The organism is Nocardioides epinepheli (assembly GCF_037936805.1).
Classification (GTDB): domain Bacteria; phylum Actinomycetota; class Actinomycetes; order Propionibacteriales; family Nocardioidaceae; genus Nocardioides.
On sequence record NZ_JBBMMC010000023.1, the window covers coordinates 26,082 to 42,891 of the forward strand.

The window sequence follows — 16,810 nt, forward strand, 5'->3', positions numbered from 1 at the left end:
TGTGCCGCGCCGCCGCTAGCGCGCCACGAACACCGAGACGTGGCCTGCGTAGTCGCGCGAGCCGTCGAACGCCGGGAGCGCCCACTCGACGTCCTCGGGCGTGGACTCCAGGTAGGCCAGGGCTGCGGCGTGGTCGTGGAAGACCGCCTGGGTGCGCAGGTCGTCGCGGGTGATGTCGTCGAAGTGCTCGGCGAGCGCCTGCTCGCCGTTCTCGCTCGAGAACTGCGTGACCAAGGGCTCGCCGCCACCTTCGCGGCGCAGGTCGATGAGATGGTCGTCGCCATTGGTCACCGCGACCAGGGTTCCTCCGGGGCGCAGCACGCGGCGCATCTCCGAGAGACCCCGATGCAGGTCGGGAACGTGGTACAGCATCCACATCGCCGAGACGGCGTCGAAGGTGTCGTCGGCGAAGGGGAGATCCTCGGCGTCGGCGACCTGCGCGGTCACCCCGCGCGAGGCGGTGAGCTCCACCAGCCGCTGGGACTGGTCGACCGCGATCACCTCGGCCTCCGGGAGCGCGGCCACGATGCGGGAGGCGAACGCGCCGGTCCCGCAGCCGACCTCGAGCACGGCGTCGGGCGTCGCGTCGACGAGGGCGGCCAGTGCCTCGGTCGCCGGGTCGCGTCCGTCGGCGGTGGGGTACCAGACCGACAGTCGGGTCTCGAGGTGGGCCTCGGTGCGGTACTGCTCGCGAACCAGGTCGCGATCGGACATGCTCATGGGTGGGTCATCCCCTCCAGGTCGAGGGCCGCATCGAGCTCGGCCTCGGTGATCTCGCCGCGCTCGACGTAGCCGAGGGCGAGAACGGTCTCGCGGATGGTGCGTCCCTCGGCCAGCGCCTGCTTGGCGATCTTCGCCGCGGCCTCGTAGCCCAGGTGACGGTTCAGCGGGGTGACGACGGAGGGAGACGACTCCGCATAGCGGCGCATCCGGTCGGCGTCGGCGGTGATGCCGTCGATGCAGCGGCGCGCGAGCAGGGTCGTGGACGTCGAGAGCAGCCGCACCGACTCCAGGACGTTGCGCGCGATCACGGGCATGGCGACGTTGAGCTCGAAGCTGCCGCTGGCGCCGGCCATCGTGACCGCGGCATCGTTGCCGACCACCTGGAAGCACACCATGAGGGTGGCCTCCGGCAGCACGGGGTTCACCTTGCCGGGCATGATGCTCGAGCCGGGCTGCAGGTCGGGGAGGTGGATCTCGGCCAGACCAGTGGTGGGGCCCGACGACATCCAGCGCAGGTCGTTGCAGATCTTGGTGAGGCCCACCGCGATCGTGCGCAGCACGCCGCTGAGCTCGACCAGCGAGTCGCGGGTGCCCTGGGCCTCGAAGTGGTTGCGCGCCTCGGTGAAGGCCTGCCCGGTCTCCTCGCTGAGCACCTCGATGACGCGAGCCGCGAAGCCGGGCGGCGTGTTGATGCCGGTGCCGACCGCGGTGCCGCCCAGCGGGAGCTCGCGCACCCGGGGGAGGACCGCCGACAGCCGCTCGGCGCCGTAGCGCACGGTGGCCGCGTAGCCGCCGAACTCCTGCCCGAGCATCACCGGCGTCGCGTCCATCAGGTGGGTGCGGCCGGACTTCACCAGCTCGCCGAACTCCTCCGACTTCGCCTCCAGCGAGTCGGCCAGCGTGTCCAGCGCGGGCACCAGGTCGTTGACGACGGCGAGGGTCACCGCGACATGGATCGCGGTCGGGAAGGTGTCGTTGCTCGACTGGCTGGCGTTGACGTGGTCGTTGGGATGAGCCTCGATGCCGGCCTTCGCGGCCAGCGAGGCGATCACCTCGTTGGCGTTCATGTTGCTGCTCGTGCCCGAGCCGGTCTGGAAGACGTCGATGGGGAACTCGTCGTCGTGCTCGCCGGATGCGACCGACCTGGCGGCGGCGATGATCGCGTCCGCGACCCCCGCGTCCACCACGCCGAGCTCGCCGTTGACCGCCGCGGCTGCCGCCTTGACGTGGCCCAGGGCGTGCACCAGGGCCGGCTCGATCGGTGTCCCGCTGATGGGGAAGTTCTCCACCGCGCGCTGGGTCTGCGCTCGCCACAGCGCCGCGGCGGGTACCTCGACCTCGCCCATCGAATCGTGTTCGATCCGGACGCCGTGGGTGTCGTTCACTACCCCAACCTAACCGCAGGGTGCACATGGCGCCCCACCCTCGGCGACTACCGGCCGGTAGGGCTCCGCCCGGGTCCGAGGCAGCCGAGGTAGAGCCAGTAGTGCTCGTCGCGCTCGCCGAGACGCACGTCGTATCGCTCGACCCGGACCGAGGAGAAGACCGCGGTGAGGGTCTCCTCGAGGTCTGGGGCCTCCGCGGCCGACCAGACCGCGACCGCGCCTCCGGGCCGGAGCAGGTCGCGCGCACGCTGGAGGAAGTGGTTCTCGTACAACGCGGCGTTGGCGTCGTGGACCAGGTAGCCCGGGCCGTTGTCGACGTCGAGCAGCAACAGGTCGTAGGAGGCGGGGCGGGCCTCGGCGACCGCGGCCGCGATGTCGGCGACGACGAGGCGGACCCGGCTGTCGGCGATGACGCCCGGGCCGTGCTCGATGGTGCCGTCGCGCATCCAGTCGACCAGGGCCTGCTCGAGCTCGACCACCACGCAGCGCTCCACGCGTGGATCGGCCAGCACCTCGTGCATGGTGAAGCCCAGCCCGAGTCCACCGATCATCACCGCGCGCGGCTCCGCCACGGCCGCCAGGGCCATGGCGGCGAGCGCACGCTCGGTCGTGGTCTCCACGGTGTCCATCACGAAGACGCCGTTGGCGCGCAGCTCGAGCGCCGCGGGCGAGCCGGCCTCGCCCTGGCGGCGTCGCAGCACCAGCTCGCCGCGCTCGGACTCCGCACGGGCGATCTCGATGGAGCCCATCGCGGTCACTCCGCCGAGCGCACCCGGATGCCGGCCGGCCCGATCGAGCTGAGCGGCACCGTGACCGCGCCCGAGGGGTCGGTGAAGAAGTCGTTGCCCTTGTCGTCGACCACGATGAAGGCCGGGAAGTCCTCGACCTCGATCTTCCAGACCGCCTCCATGCCGAGCTCGGGGTACTCCAGCACCTCCTGGCTCTTGATGCAGTCCTGGGCGAGCCGGGCGGCTGGGCCGCCGATCGAGCCGAGGTAGAAACCGCCGTGGGTGGCGCAGGCGTCGGTGACGACCTTGGAGCGGTTGCCCTTGGCGAGCATCACCATCGAGCCGCCGGCCGCCTGGAAGGCCTCGACGTAGGAGTCCATCCGGCCGGCCGTCGTCGGCCCGAAGGACCCTGACGCCATCCCCTCCGGGGTCTTGGCCGGACCGGCGTAGTAGACGGGGTGGTTCTTGAGGTAGTCCGGTATCTCCTCGCCGGCGTCGAGGCGCTCCTGGATCTTGGCGTGCGCGATGTCGCGGGCCACCACCAGCGGACCGGTGAGGGACAGCCGGGTCTTGACCGGGTGCTTGGAGAGCTCGGCGAGGATGTCGGCCATCGGCTGGTTCAGGTCGATCTCCACGACCTCGCCGCCGGCGATGTCGTCGGCCACGCCGGCGTCGGGCATGTACTGCGCGGGGTCGGTCTCGAGCTGCTCGAGGAACACCCCCTCGGCGGTGATCTTGCCGAGCGCCTGCCGGTCGGCAGAGCAGGACACCGCGATGGCCACCGGGCAGGAGGCGCCGTGGCGGGGGAGCCGCACGACGCGGACGTCGTGGCAGAAGTACTTGCCGCCGAACTGTGCGCCGATCCCGAAGGACTGGGTGAGCTTGAAGACCTCCTCCTCCAGCTCGAGGTCGCGGAAGCCGTGGGCGCTCATCGAGCCCTCGGTGGGCAGCTCGTCGAGGTAGTGCGCCGAGGCGTACTTGGCGGTCTTGAGAGCGAACTCCGCCGAGGTGCCCCCGATGACGATCGCCAGGTGGTACGGCGGGCAGGCCGCCGTACCGAGCGAGCGGATCTTCTCGTCGAGGAAGCTCAGCATCCGCTTCGGGTTGAGGATCGCCTTGGTCTCCTGGAACAGGAACGACTTGTTGGCCGAACCGCCGCCCTTGGCCATGAACAGGAACTTGTACTCCGGCTTCCCGTCCTTGGTCGGCGTGGCGTACAGCTCGATCTGGGCCGGAAGGTTGCTCCCGGTGTTCTTCTCCTCGTAGGTCGTCAGCGGCGCCAGCTGGGAGTAGCGCAGGTTGAGCTTGGTGTAGGCGTCGAACACGCCCTGCGAGATCGCCTCGGCGTCGTCGGCCCCGGTGAGGACGCCCTCGGACTTCTTGCCCATCACGATCGCGGTGCCGGTGTCCTGGCACATCGGCAGCACGCCGCCCGCGGAGATGTTGACGTTCTTGAGCAGGTCCAGTGCCACGAAGCGGTCGTTGCCCGAGGCCTCCGGGTCGTCGATGATCCGGCGCAGCTGCGCGAGGTGCGCGGGGCGCAGGTAGTGGCTGATGTCGTGCATCGCCTCCGCCGTGAGCTGCCGCAGTGCCTCCGGCTCCACCTTCAAGAACGTCTGCCCGTCGACGTCGACGGTCGAGACCCCCTCGGTGGTGATCAGCCGGTACGGCGTCTGGTCGGCGCCGGTCGGGAGGAGGTCGGAGTAGCGGAACTCGGGCTCGGTGCTCACGGTCGCATCGTAGGACGTGGCGTCGGCCCACGACGACGACGGGATGATGGACGGTCGGTTCGCGGGTCGAGGTCGCCGTAGGGTGGGGTCGTGGACGAGGCCGAGCGAACCCCCGAGCTACGCATCTCCGACGCCGACCGGCACGCGGTCGCCGAGATCCTCCGCGAGGCGGCGGGGGAGGGGCGGCTCGACATGGACGAGCTCGACGCGCGGCTGGAGGCCACCTACGCCGCGCGGACCTACCCCGAGCTGGTGCCGATCACCAGTGACCTGCCCACCTCGTTGCCGCGACCGCGGGACCCCTCGGCCGCGGTCGAGCGACCGGCGGCGACGGGCACGCCGGTCGTGCGGTCCGGAGAGCCGGTCAAGCCGGTGCGGCACTTCGCCGTGATGAGCGGCGTGGAGCGCAAGGGGGTGTGGACCGTACCGGCGCAGATGACCGTCACCGCCTTCTGGGGTGGGGCCGATCTCGACCTGCGCGAGGCCCGCTTCGGTGCCGCCGAGTGCGTGCTCACCGTGAACGCGATCATGGGTGGCGCCCACGTGGTCGTCGGCCCCGACGTCGACGTGGTCGTCGAGGGCGTCGGGATCATGGGCGGGTACTCCGGTCCCTCAGACAGGGTCGAGGCCGAGCTCACGCCCGACTCGCCGACGCTGCGGATCAAGGGCTTCGCGCTCTGGGGTGGCGTCGACGTCGAGCGCAAGCGCCGCCGCGACGAGCTCCCGCCGGGCGGCAAGCCGCGTCAGATCGACTGACACCTCGCCGACGCGCCCGGGCAGTTCCGTCCCGCTACGCACGCGACGGCGCCTCCGAGCCGAGGCTCGGGGGCGCCGTCGCGTCGAGGTGGCGATCAGACCTTGTTCAGCGCCCGCTCCTCCAGGCGTCCGGCCCGCTCCTTGTCGACGGTGAGGTTCTCCCCGGTGCCCGGGTCGAAGAGGTGGATCTTGTCGGTGTTGACCCAGATCTCGGCCTCGTCGCCCGCGGCGATCCGGCTGGCGCCGTCGAGTCCGACGACCAGCTGGGTGCGCAGCGAGTCGCCGTCGAGGTCGCGCTCGAGCTGCTGGAGCTGCTCCTGCACCTCCGGCGGCGCCTCGAACGGGACGTAGGCGTAGGCCTTGTCGCCGAGCCACTCGACCACCTCGACGTTCGCCGGGAACGTCGAGCCCTCGGCCTTGGTCTCGACCACGCTGGCGTCCTCGAAGTGCTCGGGACGGATGCCTGCGATGAGCAGTCCCTTGCCGGCGACCCGCTCGGCCTTCTCCGGTGAGATCTGCACCGAGCCGAACGGCAGCTTCACCGTGGTCCCCTCGACCGTGGCCGGGAGGAAGTTCATCGGCGGTGAGCCGATGAAGCCGGCGACGAACAGGTTGCCGGGGTTCTCGTACAGCTCACGCGGCGTCGCCAGCTGCTGGAGGACGCCCCGCTTGAGGACCGCGACCCGGTCGCCCAACGTCATCGCCTCGGTCTGGTCGTGGGTGACGTAGACCGTGGTGATGCCCAGTCGCTTCTGCAGTCGCGCGATCTCGCTGCGCATCTGGCCACGCAGCTTGGCGTCCAGGTTCGACAGCGGCTCGTCGAAGAGGAACGCGTCGGCGTCCCGGACGATCGCCCGCCCCATCGCGACCCGCTGACGCTGACCACCCGACAGGTTGCCGGGCTTGCGCTCGAGGTGCTCGTCGAGCTCGAGGGTCCTCGACGCCTCGCGCACCTTCTTGTCGACGGTGGCGTCATCCACCTTCGCCAGCCGCAGCGGGAAGGCGATGTTCTCGTAGACCGTCAGGTGCGGGTAGAGCGCGTAGTTCTGGAACACCATGGACAGGTTGCGGTCTCGCGGCGCCAAGTCGTTGACCCGCTTGTCGCCGATCATCATGTCGCCGGAGGTGATGTCCTCCAGGCCCACGATCATCCGCAGCAGCGTGGACTTCCCACAGCCGGACGGGCCGACCAGGATCATGAACTCGCCGTCTTGGACGTCGATGCTCACGTCGTTCACGGCCGGGAAGCCGTCGCCGTACTTCTTGACGATGTTCTTCATGTCGATTGCAGCCATGAACTCAACCCTTCACTGCGCCGGAGGTCAGGCCGGCGACGATCTTGCGCTGGAAAATGAGGATGATCACGATGATCGGGATCGTGGAGATGACCGCACCCGCGGCCAGCAGCGAGGCCGGTCGGTTGAACGGGTCGGCCCCCACGAAGAACGACAGTGAGGCCGGGATCGGGCGGGCGTTCTCGGTCGAGGTGAGCGAGATGCCGAACACGAAGTCGTTCCAGGCGAAGAAGAAGGTCAGGATCGCCGCGGTGAACACGCCGGGGGCGGCCAACGGGACGATGACCTTGCGGAACGCCTGCCACGACGTGGCGCCGTCGACCTGTGCGGCCTGCTCCATCTCCCAGGGGATCTCGCGGAAGAACGCCGACAGCGTCCAGATCGCCAACGGCAGGGTGAACGACATGTACGGGATGATCAGCCCCGGCCAGGTGTCGTAGAGACCGAAGGTGCGCCACATGTCGAACAGCGGGCCCACCAGCGAGACCACGGGGAACATCGCGATGACCAGCGCCATGGTGAGTACGAGCTTCTTGCCGCGGAACTCGAGTCGCGCGACGGCGTAGGCCGCGAGCGTCGCGATGATGACCGACAACGTCGTGGCGATCAGGCTGATGCCGATGGAGTTGAAGATCGCGCGCCGGAACTGCTCGTTGTTCCAGACGTCGATGTAGTTCTGCCATCCGGCGCCACCGCCGTCGGAGGGGAAGAATCCCGGGCTGCCGTTGGTGATCGCGGTCTGCGACTTGAACGACAGCGAGATGATCCACACCACCGGCAACAGGCACCAGATCAGGATCAGCGCGACCCCGACGACCATGCCGATCTTCTGTCCGAGCTTCTGGTTCATCTCAGCCCTCCTGCCGTGCGTCGGCCAGGTTCACTCGGAAGATCTTCACGATCAGGAACGCGATGAGCAGCACCGAGAGGAATAGCAGCACCGACAGCGCCGAGCCCATCCCGATCTGGAACTGCTCGATCGTCTGCCGATAGGTCAAGAAGCTGATCGACTCGGTGTTCTGGGCCCCGGCGGTCATCACGAAGATGTTGTCGAAGATCCGGTAGGCATCCAGTGCCCGGAAGAGCACGGCGACCATGATCGCGGCCTTCATGTTGGGCAGGATCACTCTCCACAGCCGCTGCCACCAGGTGGCGCCGTCGACCTTGGCGGCCTCGATCATGTCCTCCGAGACCTGGGCGAGACCCGCGAGCAGGAGCAGGGACATGAACGGGGTGGTCTTCCAGATCTCGGAGACCATGATCGCGATCACCGCCGGCGTCGTCTCGCCGAACCAGTTGAAGTCCTGGCCGACGAAGGGGAGCCACCCGTTGACGAAACCGTTGGTGTAGCTGAACGCGAACTGCCAGGCGAAGCCCGAGACCACGGTGATGATGCCGTAGGGGATCAGGATCGAGGTGCGGATCACGCCGCGGGCGAAGATGACCCGGTGCATCACCATCGCGAAGGCGAAGCCGATGACGAGCTCGAAGGCCACCGTGACGACCATGTAGAGGACGGTCACGCCCGTGGTCTTCCACAGCAGCGGGTCGGTGAGCGCGACCAGGTAGTTGCTGAGTCCGACGAACTCGCGATCGTCGGGCGCGGTGAGTGAGTAGTTGAACAGCGAGAGGTAGAGCGCCCGGAGCATCGGGAACGCGGTCACGACCAGCATCAGGATGATCGCGGGTGCGACCAGGCGCTGACCCAGGCGGGCCTCGGCCTTCATCCGGTCACTTTCGACCGGCTTGACGGCAGCATGGGTGCTCATAGGAGTGCCTTTCCGTCAAGGACGTCCTGGAGGAACTTCGCCGACTCGCCCGGGGTGGTGTCCGGGTCGACCGAAGTCGGGTCGTGCCACCGGCTCTGGATCGCCTGGGAGATGAGCGCGTAGTAGGCGCTCTTGGGCCGGACCCCGCCGTCCTTGAGACTCTCCTGGAACAGGTCCAGCAGGTCCTGGGGGTAGGCGTCGGTGAGGGCCTTGTCGGAGTAGGCGTCCTCGCGGGCCGGCATCAGTCCGTCGGTGACCGCGAGCTGGGTCTGGGCATCCGGCGTCGTCACGCAGGCGGCCGCTTCCAGAGCCCAGTCGGTGTGCTTGGAGAACGCCCCGACCCCGATGTCGATGCCGCCGACCGGCGGCCGCGACGGCTCACCCTCGACGGTCTGGGGGTACCGCGCCCAGCCCAGGTCGTCGAACTGCTCCTTGGTGGTGGGCTTGTCCTCGCCGGGCTCGTAGTTCTTGTAGACGAACGTCCAGTTCACCATGAACTCGCCGGCCTTGCGGGTGGCGTCGTCCGGCGGGAACATCTGGCCGAGGCTGGTGCCCTCGTTGGATACGGAGAGATCCGGCTGGGCAGCCGGCGAGTCGGCCAGCTTCTTGATGATCGCGGCCGCGTCGGCGGCGGCCTGGGAGTCGATGTCGACCTTGGCGTCCTTGCCCGCCTCGGTGTCGGAGACGATGTCGCCGCCGGCGCCGAGGATCATCGCGTTGATCCATGCGACATAGGCCTCGTACTTGTTCGCCTGGACGCCGACGGTCCCGTCGTTCTCGGAGGCCGCGTCGATGACCTGGTCCCACGTGACCGGCTTGCTCATGTCGAGCCCGGCCGCCTCGGCGAGCGACTTGCGGTACCAGAGGACCTGCGTGTTGGCCCACTGGGGGAAGGCATACACCGAGTCCTCCCACTGCACCGTGTCCGCAGGGCCTTCCAGCACGCCGTCCAGTGCCTTGGTGGCTGCGTCGTCGGGCAGCTTCTCCAGCCAGCCGGCGTTGGCGAACTCGGGCACGAACACGGGGTCGAGGCTCATCAGGTCGGTCGAGGAGTCCTCGGCGGCCAGGCGCCGCGCCAGCTGGGTGCGCTGGTCGGTCGCACCGGAGGGGAGGAGCTGGACCTCGATGTCGTAGTCATCGGTGCTGCACTGCTCGGCGAGCTTGGTGAGCGTATCGACGCCGTCGGGATTGACGTACCAGTTGAGCACCGGCTTGCCGCTGCTGCCGCAGGCGGCGAGCAACGTGGTCGCGAGTACGCCGACCGCCCCGAGCGCGATGCTTCTGCGGCGACGGAGTCGTCCGGGTGGCCGACTCCTGTGGGGAATCTTCACAATGTCTCCCTCCGAGTGCGCTTCGTCACACTGGTCACAACCTGTCCCGTGGGCTCGCGTTTGTCTAGTCCACCGCGCGGGTGCGGGTGGATCGGTGTGTGACCGTGATCCGGGCGCCGTCTTGACGTCCGTCAAGACCGTTCGGGAACGCTAGCGGTGACGACGATCCCCGCGCCATCCCCGCCGGGGTGGTCGACGAGCCCCGGTCCGAGCGCGGGTCAGGAGGCGCGGTCGGCGTTGCGGCGGATGGCCGCAGCGAGGGTCTCGAAGAGGGCGGGGGGCATGTCGTGGCCCATCCCGTCGATCAGCAGCAGGTCGGCGCCGGGGACGGCGGCGGCGGTCGACCGGCCGCCGGAGACGTGCACCATCTTGTCGGCGAGCCCGTGGATCACGGTGGTGGGCACCGGCAGCGCGCGCAGGGCCGGAGTGCGGTCGGGCTGGGTGATGATCGCCGCCATCTGCCGGGTGAGTCCGGCCAGGCTCACGCCGCGGTCGTAGGTCTCGGCGGCCCGCTTCTCCGCGTCGGCGCGCGGCGTCGGGTAGGCCGGTGAGCCGATCATCCGCCAGGTGTTGATGCTGGAGCGGATGTAAGCTTCGCGCCCGGTGCTGCGGGCGAGCAGGTTCCTGATCAGCGAGGGGTGCTGCCAGCCGACGGTGCGACGACCGGTGGTCGACATGATGCTGGTCAGGGACCGGATGCGATCGGGGTGGGCGATCGCCATCGTCTGGGCGATCATGCCGCCCATCGAGACGCCGACCAGGTGCGCCCGCTCGATGCCCAGGTGGTCGAGGAGGCCGTAGGCGTCGCCGGCTAGATCGTCGAGCGAGTACGGCGCGCGCACCGGCACCCCGGCGAACGCGCGCACGAGCATCGAACGGGTCACCCGGCCGCGGCCCCGGCTGGAGCGGCCGGCGTCCCGGTTGTCGAAGCGGATCACGTAGAAGCCGCGCCGCGCGAGCATCTCGCACAGCTCGGGGTCCCACCAGGTCATCGGCCCGGCCAGCCCCATGATGAGCAGCAGCGGCTCGTCGGTGGGCTCCCCGAAGGTCTGGTAGCAGAGCTCGACGTGGGGGGAGACCGGAGCGAAGAGCTCCTCGGAGACGCGGATCGGCGTCGAGTCGGTGGGCCTGGAGGGCATGGAGCCCATCCAACCAAACCGCCGATGGGCGCCAGATCACCCTCCCGTCCGACCCGCTGCCCGTAATCTTGACGGGTGACCGACAGTCCGCTCGCCTCCTTCCTGCTGCCCGACGGCTTCGCCCGGCCCGGGCTGGCGGCGATGATGAAGGAGAGTGCGCTTCTCGGCGAGGCCGGCCGCTACGCCGTCCGGGCCGGCCGTGACTGGCGCGCACGGCACGCGCGTCCCTACACGGGGCGATCGGCTGCCCGCGCGGTGGAGCCGGTGATCCTCGTGCCCGGCTTCATGGCCGGCGACGGCACCTTGTCGTGGATGGCCCGCTCGCTGCGGGCCCGGGGCTTCCGCACCTACCGCTCCCACATCCACGCCAACGTCGGCTGCACCCTCAACGCCGCCGCCCAGCTGGAGTCGCGCCTGGAGGCGATCGCGCTACGCCGCGGCACCCGGGTCCAGGTGGTGGGTCACAGCCTCGGCGGGATGATCGCCCGCGGCATCGCGGTGCGCCGGCCCGACCTGGTCTCCGGACTCGTCACCCTCGGCAGCCCGATCCTCGCGCCGGCCGCCCACCACGTGATGCTCTCGTGGGGCGTCGAGACGCTGGTCCGGCTCTCCCGCGCAGGCGTGCCCGGCCTGATGTCCGAGGAGTGTGTCGCCGGCCTGTGCGCGCGGCAGAGCTTCGACGAGAGTCGCGCCCCGCTGCCGACCGACGTCAGCTTCACCGCGATCTACTCCCGGCGAGACGGAGTCGTCGACTGGCGGGCTTGCATCGACCCCGACGGCGAGCCGGTCGAGGTGACCACCTCGCATCTGGGGATGGCAGTGGACCCCGTGGTCATCGACCACGTCCTCACCGCGCTCGGCCGCGGCGCCGACGCGACGACGTCCGAGGGCCTCCAGATCGCCTGAGCGACGCCGACTCGGCGTGCGGTCAGTTGCCGCCGAAGTCGATCGCGGAGAAGGCCCGCAGCTTCTCCAGCGCGTGGTCGGAGTGGATGGAGCGGATCGTGCCGCTGCGCGAGCGCATGACCAGCGAGTGGGTGCTCACCCCGCCCGAGCGATACCGGACGCCCTTGAGCAGCTCGCCGTCGGTGATGCCGGTGGCGACGAAGAAGCAGTCGTCACCCGAGACGAGCTCGTCGGTGGTGAGGATGGTCTCCGGGCTGAGGTCGTGGCCGGCGTCGATGGCGCGCTGCCGCTCCTCGTCGTCGGTGGGCCACAGGCGCCCCTGGATCACACCGTCCATGCACTTCAGCGCGCAGGCCGCGATGATGGCCTCCGGCGTGCCGCCGACACCGAGCAGGAGATCGATGCCGGTCTCGGGCCGGGCGGCCATGATCGCGCCGGCGACGTCGCCGTCGGAGATGAACTTGATCATCGCGCCGGTCGCGCGGATGTCCTCCACGAGCTGCTGGTGGCGCGGCCGGTCGAGCAGCACCACGGTGACGTCGGAGGCCCGCTTGCCCTTGGCCTTGGCGACCTGGTGGATGTTCTCGGCGACCGGATAGCGCAGGTCGACGACGTCGGCGGCCTCCGGACCGGTGACGAGCTTGTCCATGTAGAACACCGCCGACGGGTCGTACATCGAGCCGCGCGGGGACACCGCGAGCACCGAGACGGCGTTGCTCATGCCCTTGGCCGTGAGCGTGGTGCCGTCGATCGGGTCGACGGCGACGTCGCACTCGGGTCCGGTGCCGTCGCCCACCTCCTCGCCGTTGAACAGCATCGGCGCGTTGTCCTTCTCGCCCTCGCCGATCACCACCGTGCCGCGCATGCCGATGGTGGAGATCATCACCCGCATCGCGTTGACCGCGACGCCGTCGGCGCCGTCCTTGTCGCCACGACCCACCCAGCGGCCGGCTGCCATCGCGGCGGCCTCGGTGACCCGGACCAGTTCCAGGGCCAGGTTTCGGTCGGGTGAGGAGGGGCTGACCTCGAACGGCGCGATGGGCTGGTTCATGACCGGATCGTATCGGCCCCCGACCGAACCGCGCCCGGCGCGAGGGAGACGTCACGATGAATGCTCGCCGTCGAGGGTCATCGGGAGATCGCGTACAGCGTCAGCACAGCCACCAGCACCGAGCACGGCGTCAGGAGCAGCGCCACCCGGTGGAACTCGGGCACGGAGACCCGGTCGCCGCCGGCGGCCAGCGTGCGTCGCCAGAGCAGGTTGGCCAGGGAGCCCGACATGGTGAGTCCCGAGCCGACGTTCAGCCCGATCAGCGCGGCCAGGACGGCGACGTCGCCGAGGGGAGCCACCAAGGGCACCAGGAGCAGGGTGGCCGACAGGTTGGTGAGGACATTGGCCAGCGCGGTGGCGAGACCGGCGATCAGGAGCAGCGCCGCGAGCGAGTCTGCGGCGTCCGGCACGACCCGGGCGGTGGCCTCCCCGAGGAAGCCCTCGGAGATCGCGGCGACGACGACGCCGAGGGCGAGCACCAACAGCACGAACTCCGGATGCGTGGCATGCACGACGTCGCGGGAGGCGACGAGACCGTGCCGGTGGGCCCACCCGGTGAGCACGATCGCCGCCGCGCCGGCGACCCAGGCGGGCTCGAGTCCGAGCGGTGAGGTGAGGGCGAACCCGGCGAGCATCGCGATGACCACTGCCGTGGGCACCAGAGGCAGCGGCACGTCCGGCTCGTCGTGGGGCTGCGTGCGCACGTCGAGGTCACGCCGGAAGAGCAGGCGCAGGCCGACGTACTCCACGACCAGGACCGCCGCGGTCACCGGCGCCATTGTCGCGGCGAAGGCCGTGAAGGTGAGGCCCAGCGCCGGGAGAGCGAGCAGGTTCGTGAGGTTGGACACCGGGAGGAGGAGCGAGGCCGAGTTGGCCATCCGCAGGCAGGCGTACGCACCCGGACGCGGCAGCACCCCCTCGGCGCGGGCCGCGGCGACGACGATAGGGGTCAGGAGCACCGCGGTCGCATCGAGACTGAGCACCGCGGTCACCGCAGCCGCCACGAGGAAGGCGACGGTCAACAGACGCACGGCGCCGCCGTGGCGCAGCAGCCGCCCGGACGCCGCGAACAGGCCGGCGCGATCGCAGACGTGCGCCGTCACGAGGATCGCGACGAGGAACAGCACCACCGGCGCCAGGTGGGCGACGGTGTCGCGTGCCTCGCTCCACGTGATGAGCCCGGTCGCCAGCACGACCGCGGCCGCCACGACCGAGACCGACGCCTCCACCCGGCGTCGGGGATGGCGGTAGGCCACGACCAGCAGGGCAACGAGCGCGAGGAGCGCGACCGCGTCCGAGAGGAGATCCGGCACGCGCGGAAATGTAGCCGGGTGCGGTACCGACCTCCGCCGCGTCGGGCCGACCACGAGAGGGTGGGCGCGTCGGCCTGGGGGGCGACCGTCACAATGGGCGGCGATGAATGAGCAGCAGGGGCGGCCCGGACGCTACGAGCGCTCGTTCGGCGGGCTGATCGGTGCGATGGTGGTGCTGGTCGGGCTGGTGCTGGCGTTCGTCGGCATCCGCGCCCTGCTGAGCGAGGACGTCGACAACACCAAGCGGCCCGCCATCGACTACCGGGCCAGCGTCGCGGAGTTCCAGGCCGGCGACATCGACGTCGTCTATCCCACGAGCCTGCCCACGGACTGGCGGGTGACCGCGGTCGACGCCACCCCGGTCGAGCGACCCGGCGACGTCCCGGACGTCGGACTCGACCTGCTCACCGGCGACGGCTCCTATGTCGGCGTCAAGGTGGCCGACGAGAACCCCGAGGACCTGGTGAACAGGTTCGTCGACGACAGCCCGAAGGACTCCAGCGGCCTACTCTCGGCCGGCGGACCCGGAGTGCGCACCGACTGGGACGGCTGGGCCGACGACGGCGGCGACCACGCCTTCACCGCTCCCTACGGTGACCGCACGATCCTGGTGTTCGGTGCGGCCTCGGCCGACGAGCTCGCCGACCTCATCGGTCGACTGACCAACGCACCGCTCGCTCCGGGCGAGTCCGGCTCCGCTACTCCGAAGTCTCCGAAGAAGACGCCGTAGCGTCCGAGCTCATGGCTGCCTCCAGGCGCTGACGGGCGCCGTCGAGCCAGTCCTGGCAGATCGTGGCGAGCTCCTCGCCGCGCTCCCACCACGCCAAGGACTCCTCCAGCGTGCCGCCGCCGGCCTCGAGGCGACGGACGACCTCGATCAGCTCCTCGCGCGCCTCCTCGTAGCTGAGGGACTCCTCGCGTGACGCAGCGGACTCGGCGGACTGGCTCATGAAGGCTCCTCGGTGGTGGAGGTGACGTCGGCGTGCACCCGGCCGTCGGTCACCCGGACAGAGACGTGCTCGCCGGCACTCAGTGCGGCGACGGAGGTGACGACGTGGCCCTCGGCGTCCTGGAGGACGGCGTAGCCGCGTTCGAGGGTGGCCAGGGGGGAGAGCGCGCGGGCGCGGGCGCGCTGGTGGCCGATGTCGTCGGTGGCGCGGTCGAGGGCATGGCGCAGGGTGCGGCGGGCGCGGTCGCGCAGCAGGGCGAGCTCCTCGCTGCGCCGGTCGAACAGCGTGCGCGGCTCGGCGAGCACGGGGCGTGAGCGCAGGGCGTCGAGCCTGGTCTGCTCGCGGGCGACCAGGCCGAGCATCACCGCGCGCAGCCGCTGGCGCGCGTTCGCGACCGCCTGCGCCTCGGCGGCGACGTCGGGGACGACCAGCTTGGCGGCATCGGTGGGCGTGGCGGCGCGGACGTCGGCCACCAGGTCGAGCAGCGGACTGTCCTGCTCGTGACCGATCGCCGAGACCACCGGGGTGCGGGCCTTCGCGACCGCGCGGATGAGCCCCTCGTCGGAGAACGGCAGCAGGTCCTCGACCGAGCCGCCGCCGCGGGCGATGACGACCACCTCGACGGTGTGGTCGCGATCGAGTCGGGCCAGAGCCTCCATCACCTCGCCCGCGGCGCGCGGACCCTGCATGGTGGCGTGGGCGACGGCGAACCCGACGGCCGGCCAGCGCCGGCGGGCGAGGTCGAGCACGTCGCGCTCGGCGGCCGACTTCGGAGCCGTGACCAGGCCGACGCGGGTGGGCAGGAACGGCAGGGAGCGCTTCAGGGCGCGGTCGAAGAGGCCCTCGGCGGCGAGCAGCTGGCGGCGGCGTTCGATCTGGGCGAGCAGCTCCCCGAGCCCGACCATCCGGATCTCGCGGGCGTGCAGGGAGAGCGTGCCGCGGTTGGCGTAGTAGGACGGCTTGGCGTGCAGCAGCACGCTGGCGCCCTCGACCAGGGGCGGGTTCATCGAGTCGACGAGGGTGCGGGAGCAGGTGACCGGTACCGAGATGTCGGCGACCGAGTCGCGCAGGGTGAGGAAGACGGTCTGGAGCCCGGGGCGCTTGCTGAGCTGGGCGATCTGCCCCTCGACCCACACCGCGCCGAGGCGGTCGATCCAGCCCGAGATCGCGTTGGCGATCTGCCGGACCGGTGCCGGCTGCTCGGGGGAGGTCTCCAGGGCCATGCGGGGGAGGTTACTGGTGGGCGCCGACGTCGGTGCCCCAGCGCTCGGCCAGCAGCCGGGTCGCCTCCGCGAGCGTCAGGCCCGCGCGCCGGGCGGCGCCGGCGAACTCGTCGGCGGCGTCGGTGGCGGACGCCGGGGTGGCCGTCGAGCCGGACACGAACGTGCCGCGACGTCCTTCGGTGACCACCACGCCGTCGCGCTCGAGCTCGGTGTAGACCCGCTGCACGGTGCGCACGCCGACGCCGATCTGCTCCGCCAGCGCCCGGACCGGCGGCAGCCGCGTGCCCGCCGGGAGATCCCCGGACGCCGCACGGCTCGCGATCTGCGAGCGCAGCTGCTCGTAGAGCGGGTCGGCGGACGCCGGGTCGGGCGGGTGGATGGTCACGGGGCCACGGTAGGCGTTGGGCCCGGAGGGCGAGCAAGCGAGCACCCCGGCCGGAGGTTGAGACGCTTCTATGGGTTGTCAAGCCATTGTGGTGGCGAGGTGTCGGTAGATCTCGCGGGCGATGTA

The 16,810-nt window shown here is 70.4% G+C and carries 17 protein-coding genes; 3 read left to right on the top strand and 14 right to left on the bottom strand.

The genetic code is table 11. The annotated features are described in order from the left end of the window. Positions 1-15: 15 nt before the first annotated feature. The 4 genes from WMR31_RS21560 to WMR31_RS21575 form a co-directional block, all read right to left on the bottom strand. Complete coding sequence (locus tag WMR31_RS21560) at positions 16-720, bottom strand: class I SAM-dependent methyltransferase (RefSeq protein ID WP_340540987.1); 705 nt, start codon at positions 718-720, stop codon at positions 16-18. After that, a complete protein-coding gene (locus tag WMR31_RS21565; protein ID WP_340541008.1) occupies positions 717-2,069 on the bottom strand; it encodes a class II fumarate hydratase in 1,353 nt (450 codons plus the stop codon). The genes WMR31_RS21560 and WMR31_RS21565 overlap by 4 nt, the downstream gene beginning before the upstream one ends. A gap of 86 nt (positions 2,070-2,155) precedes the next feature. Continuing rightward, positions 2,156-2,857, bottom strand: a complete 702-nt coding sequence (locus WMR31_RS21570) for a spermine/spermidine synthase domain-containing protein (protein WP_340540988.1) — start codon at positions 2,855-2,857, stop codon at positions 2,156-2,158. Between the two features lie 5 nt (positions 2,858-2,862). After that, on the bottom strand, positions 2,863-4,566 hold the full coding sequence (locus WMR31_RS21575) for a fumarate hydratase (RefSeq protein ID WP_340540989.1): 1,704 nt from the start codon (positions 4,564-4,566) through the stop codon (positions 2,863-2,865). A gap of 90 nt (positions 4,567-4,656) precedes the next feature. Between WMR31_RS21575 and WMR31_RS21580 the strand changes: the two genes are divergently transcribed. Then, the gene (locus WMR31_RS21580; protein WP_340540990.1) at positions 4,657-5,322 is read left to right on the top strand and encodes a DUF1707 SHOCT-like domain-containing protein; all 666 of its coding nucleotides are present in this window, start codon (positions 4,657-4,659) and stop codon (positions 5,320-5,322) included. A 95-nt stretch (positions 5,323-5,417) separates the two neighbouring features. Here the strand turns inward: WMR31_RS21580 and WMR31_RS21585 are convergent, their stop codons facing one another. The 5 genes from WMR31_RS21585 to WMR31_RS21605 all read right to left on the bottom strand — a co-directional run bounded on the left by WMR31_RS21585 (position 5,418) and on the right by WMR31_RS21605 (position 10,856). Then, positions 5,418-6,617 carry an ABC transporter ATP-binding protein gene (locus tag WMR31_RS21585; RefSeq protein ID WP_340540991.1) on the bottom strand — a complete coding sequence of 400 codons (1,200 nt, stop codon included), beginning with the start codon at positions 6,615-6,617 and terminating at the stop codon, positions 5,418-5,420. Positions 6,618-6,621: 4 nt separating this feature from the next. Further along, on the bottom strand, positions 6,622-7,467 hold the full coding sequence (locus tag WMR31_RS21590; protein ID WP_340540992.1) for a carbohydrate ABC transporter permease: 846 nt from the start codon (positions 7,465-7,467) through the stop codon (positions 6,622-6,624). A 1-nt stretch (position 7,468) separates the two neighbouring features. Next, positions 7,469-8,386 carry a carbohydrate ABC transporter permease gene (locus WMR31_RS21595; protein WP_340540993.1) on the bottom strand — a complete coding sequence of 306 codons (918 nt, stop codon included), beginning with the start codon at positions 8,384-8,386 and terminating at the stop codon, positions 7,469-7,471. Then, positions 8,383-9,717 (bottom strand): extracellular solute-binding protein, encoded by a 1,335-nt coding sequence (locus WMR31_RS21600; protein WP_340540994.1) that lies wholly within the window; start codon positions 9,715-9,717, stop codon positions 8,383-8,385. Before WMR31_RS21600 ends, WMR31_RS21595 begins: the two co-directional genes overlap by 4 nt. Positions 9,718-9,935: 218 nt before the next feature. Next, positions 9,936-10,856 carry an alpha/beta fold hydrolase gene (locus tag WMR31_RS21605; RefSeq protein ID WP_340540996.1) on the bottom strand — a complete coding sequence of 307 codons (921 nt, stop codon included), beginning with the start codon at positions 10,854-10,856 and terminating at the stop codon, positions 9,936-9,938. A 75-nt stretch (positions 10,857-10,931) separates the two neighbouring features. Between WMR31_RS21605 and WMR31_RS21610 the strand changes: the two genes are divergently transcribed. Continuing rightward, the gene (locus WMR31_RS21610; RefSeq protein ID WP_340540997.1) at positions 10,932-11,762 is read left to right on the top strand and encodes an esterase/lipase family protein; all 831 of its coding nucleotides are present in this window, start codon (positions 10,932-10,934) and stop codon (positions 11,760-11,762) included. Between the two features lie 22 nt (positions 11,763-11,784). On the opposite strand, the gene glpX is transcribed toward WMR31_RS21610, so the two are convergent. Both glpX and WMR31_RS21620 read right to left on the bottom strand, forming a co-directional pair. Next, positions 11,785-12,813 carry a class II fructose-bisphosphatase gene (gene glpX / locus WMR31_RS21615; protein ID WP_340540999.1) on the bottom strand — a complete coding sequence of 343 codons (1,029 nt, stop codon included), beginning with the start codon at positions 12,811-12,813 and terminating at the stop codon, positions 11,785-11,787. 77 nt (positions 12,814-12,890) lie between these two features. Beyond that, the gene (locus WMR31_RS21620; protein WP_340541000.1) at positions 12,891-14,126 is read right to left on the bottom strand and encodes an SLC13 family permease; all 1,236 of its coding nucleotides are present in this window, start codon (positions 14,124-14,126) and stop codon (positions 12,891-12,893) included. 103 nt (positions 14,127-14,229) lie between these two features. Between WMR31_RS21620 and WMR31_RS21625 the strand changes: the two genes are divergently transcribed. Continuing rightward, positions 14,230-14,856, top strand: coding sequence for a DUF4245 domain-containing protein (locus WMR31_RS21625; protein WP_340541002.1), 627 nt, complete (start codon positions 14,230-14,232; stop codon positions 14,854-14,856). On the opposite strand, the gene WMR31_RS21630 is transcribed toward WMR31_RS21625, so the two are convergent. The 3 genes from WMR31_RS21630 to WMR31_RS21640 are packed head-to-tail and all read right to left on the bottom strand — an operon-like array spanning position 14,825 to position 16,684. After that, entirely contained in the window at positions 14,825-15,076 is a 252-nt protein-coding gene (locus WMR31_RS21630; protein ID WP_340541003.1) for an exodeoxyribonuclease VII small subunit, read from the bottom strand. The two genes, WMR31_RS21625 and WMR31_RS21630, sit on opposite strands and share 32 nt — an antisense overlap. Next, positions 15,073-16,299, bottom strand: coding sequence for an exodeoxyribonuclease VII large subunit (gene xseA, locus WMR31_RS21635; RefSeq protein ID WP_340541005.1), 1,227 nt, complete (start codon positions 16,297-16,299; stop codon positions 15,073-15,075). Before xseA ends, WMR31_RS21630 begins: the two co-directional genes overlap by 4 nt. Before the next feature lie 10 nt (positions 16,300-16,309). Then, entirely contained in the window at positions 16,310-16,684 is a 375-nt protein-coding gene (locus WMR31_RS21640) for a GntR family transcriptional regulator (RefSeq protein WP_340541006.1), read from the bottom strand. Positions 16,685-16,810 lie beyond the last annotated feature (126 nt).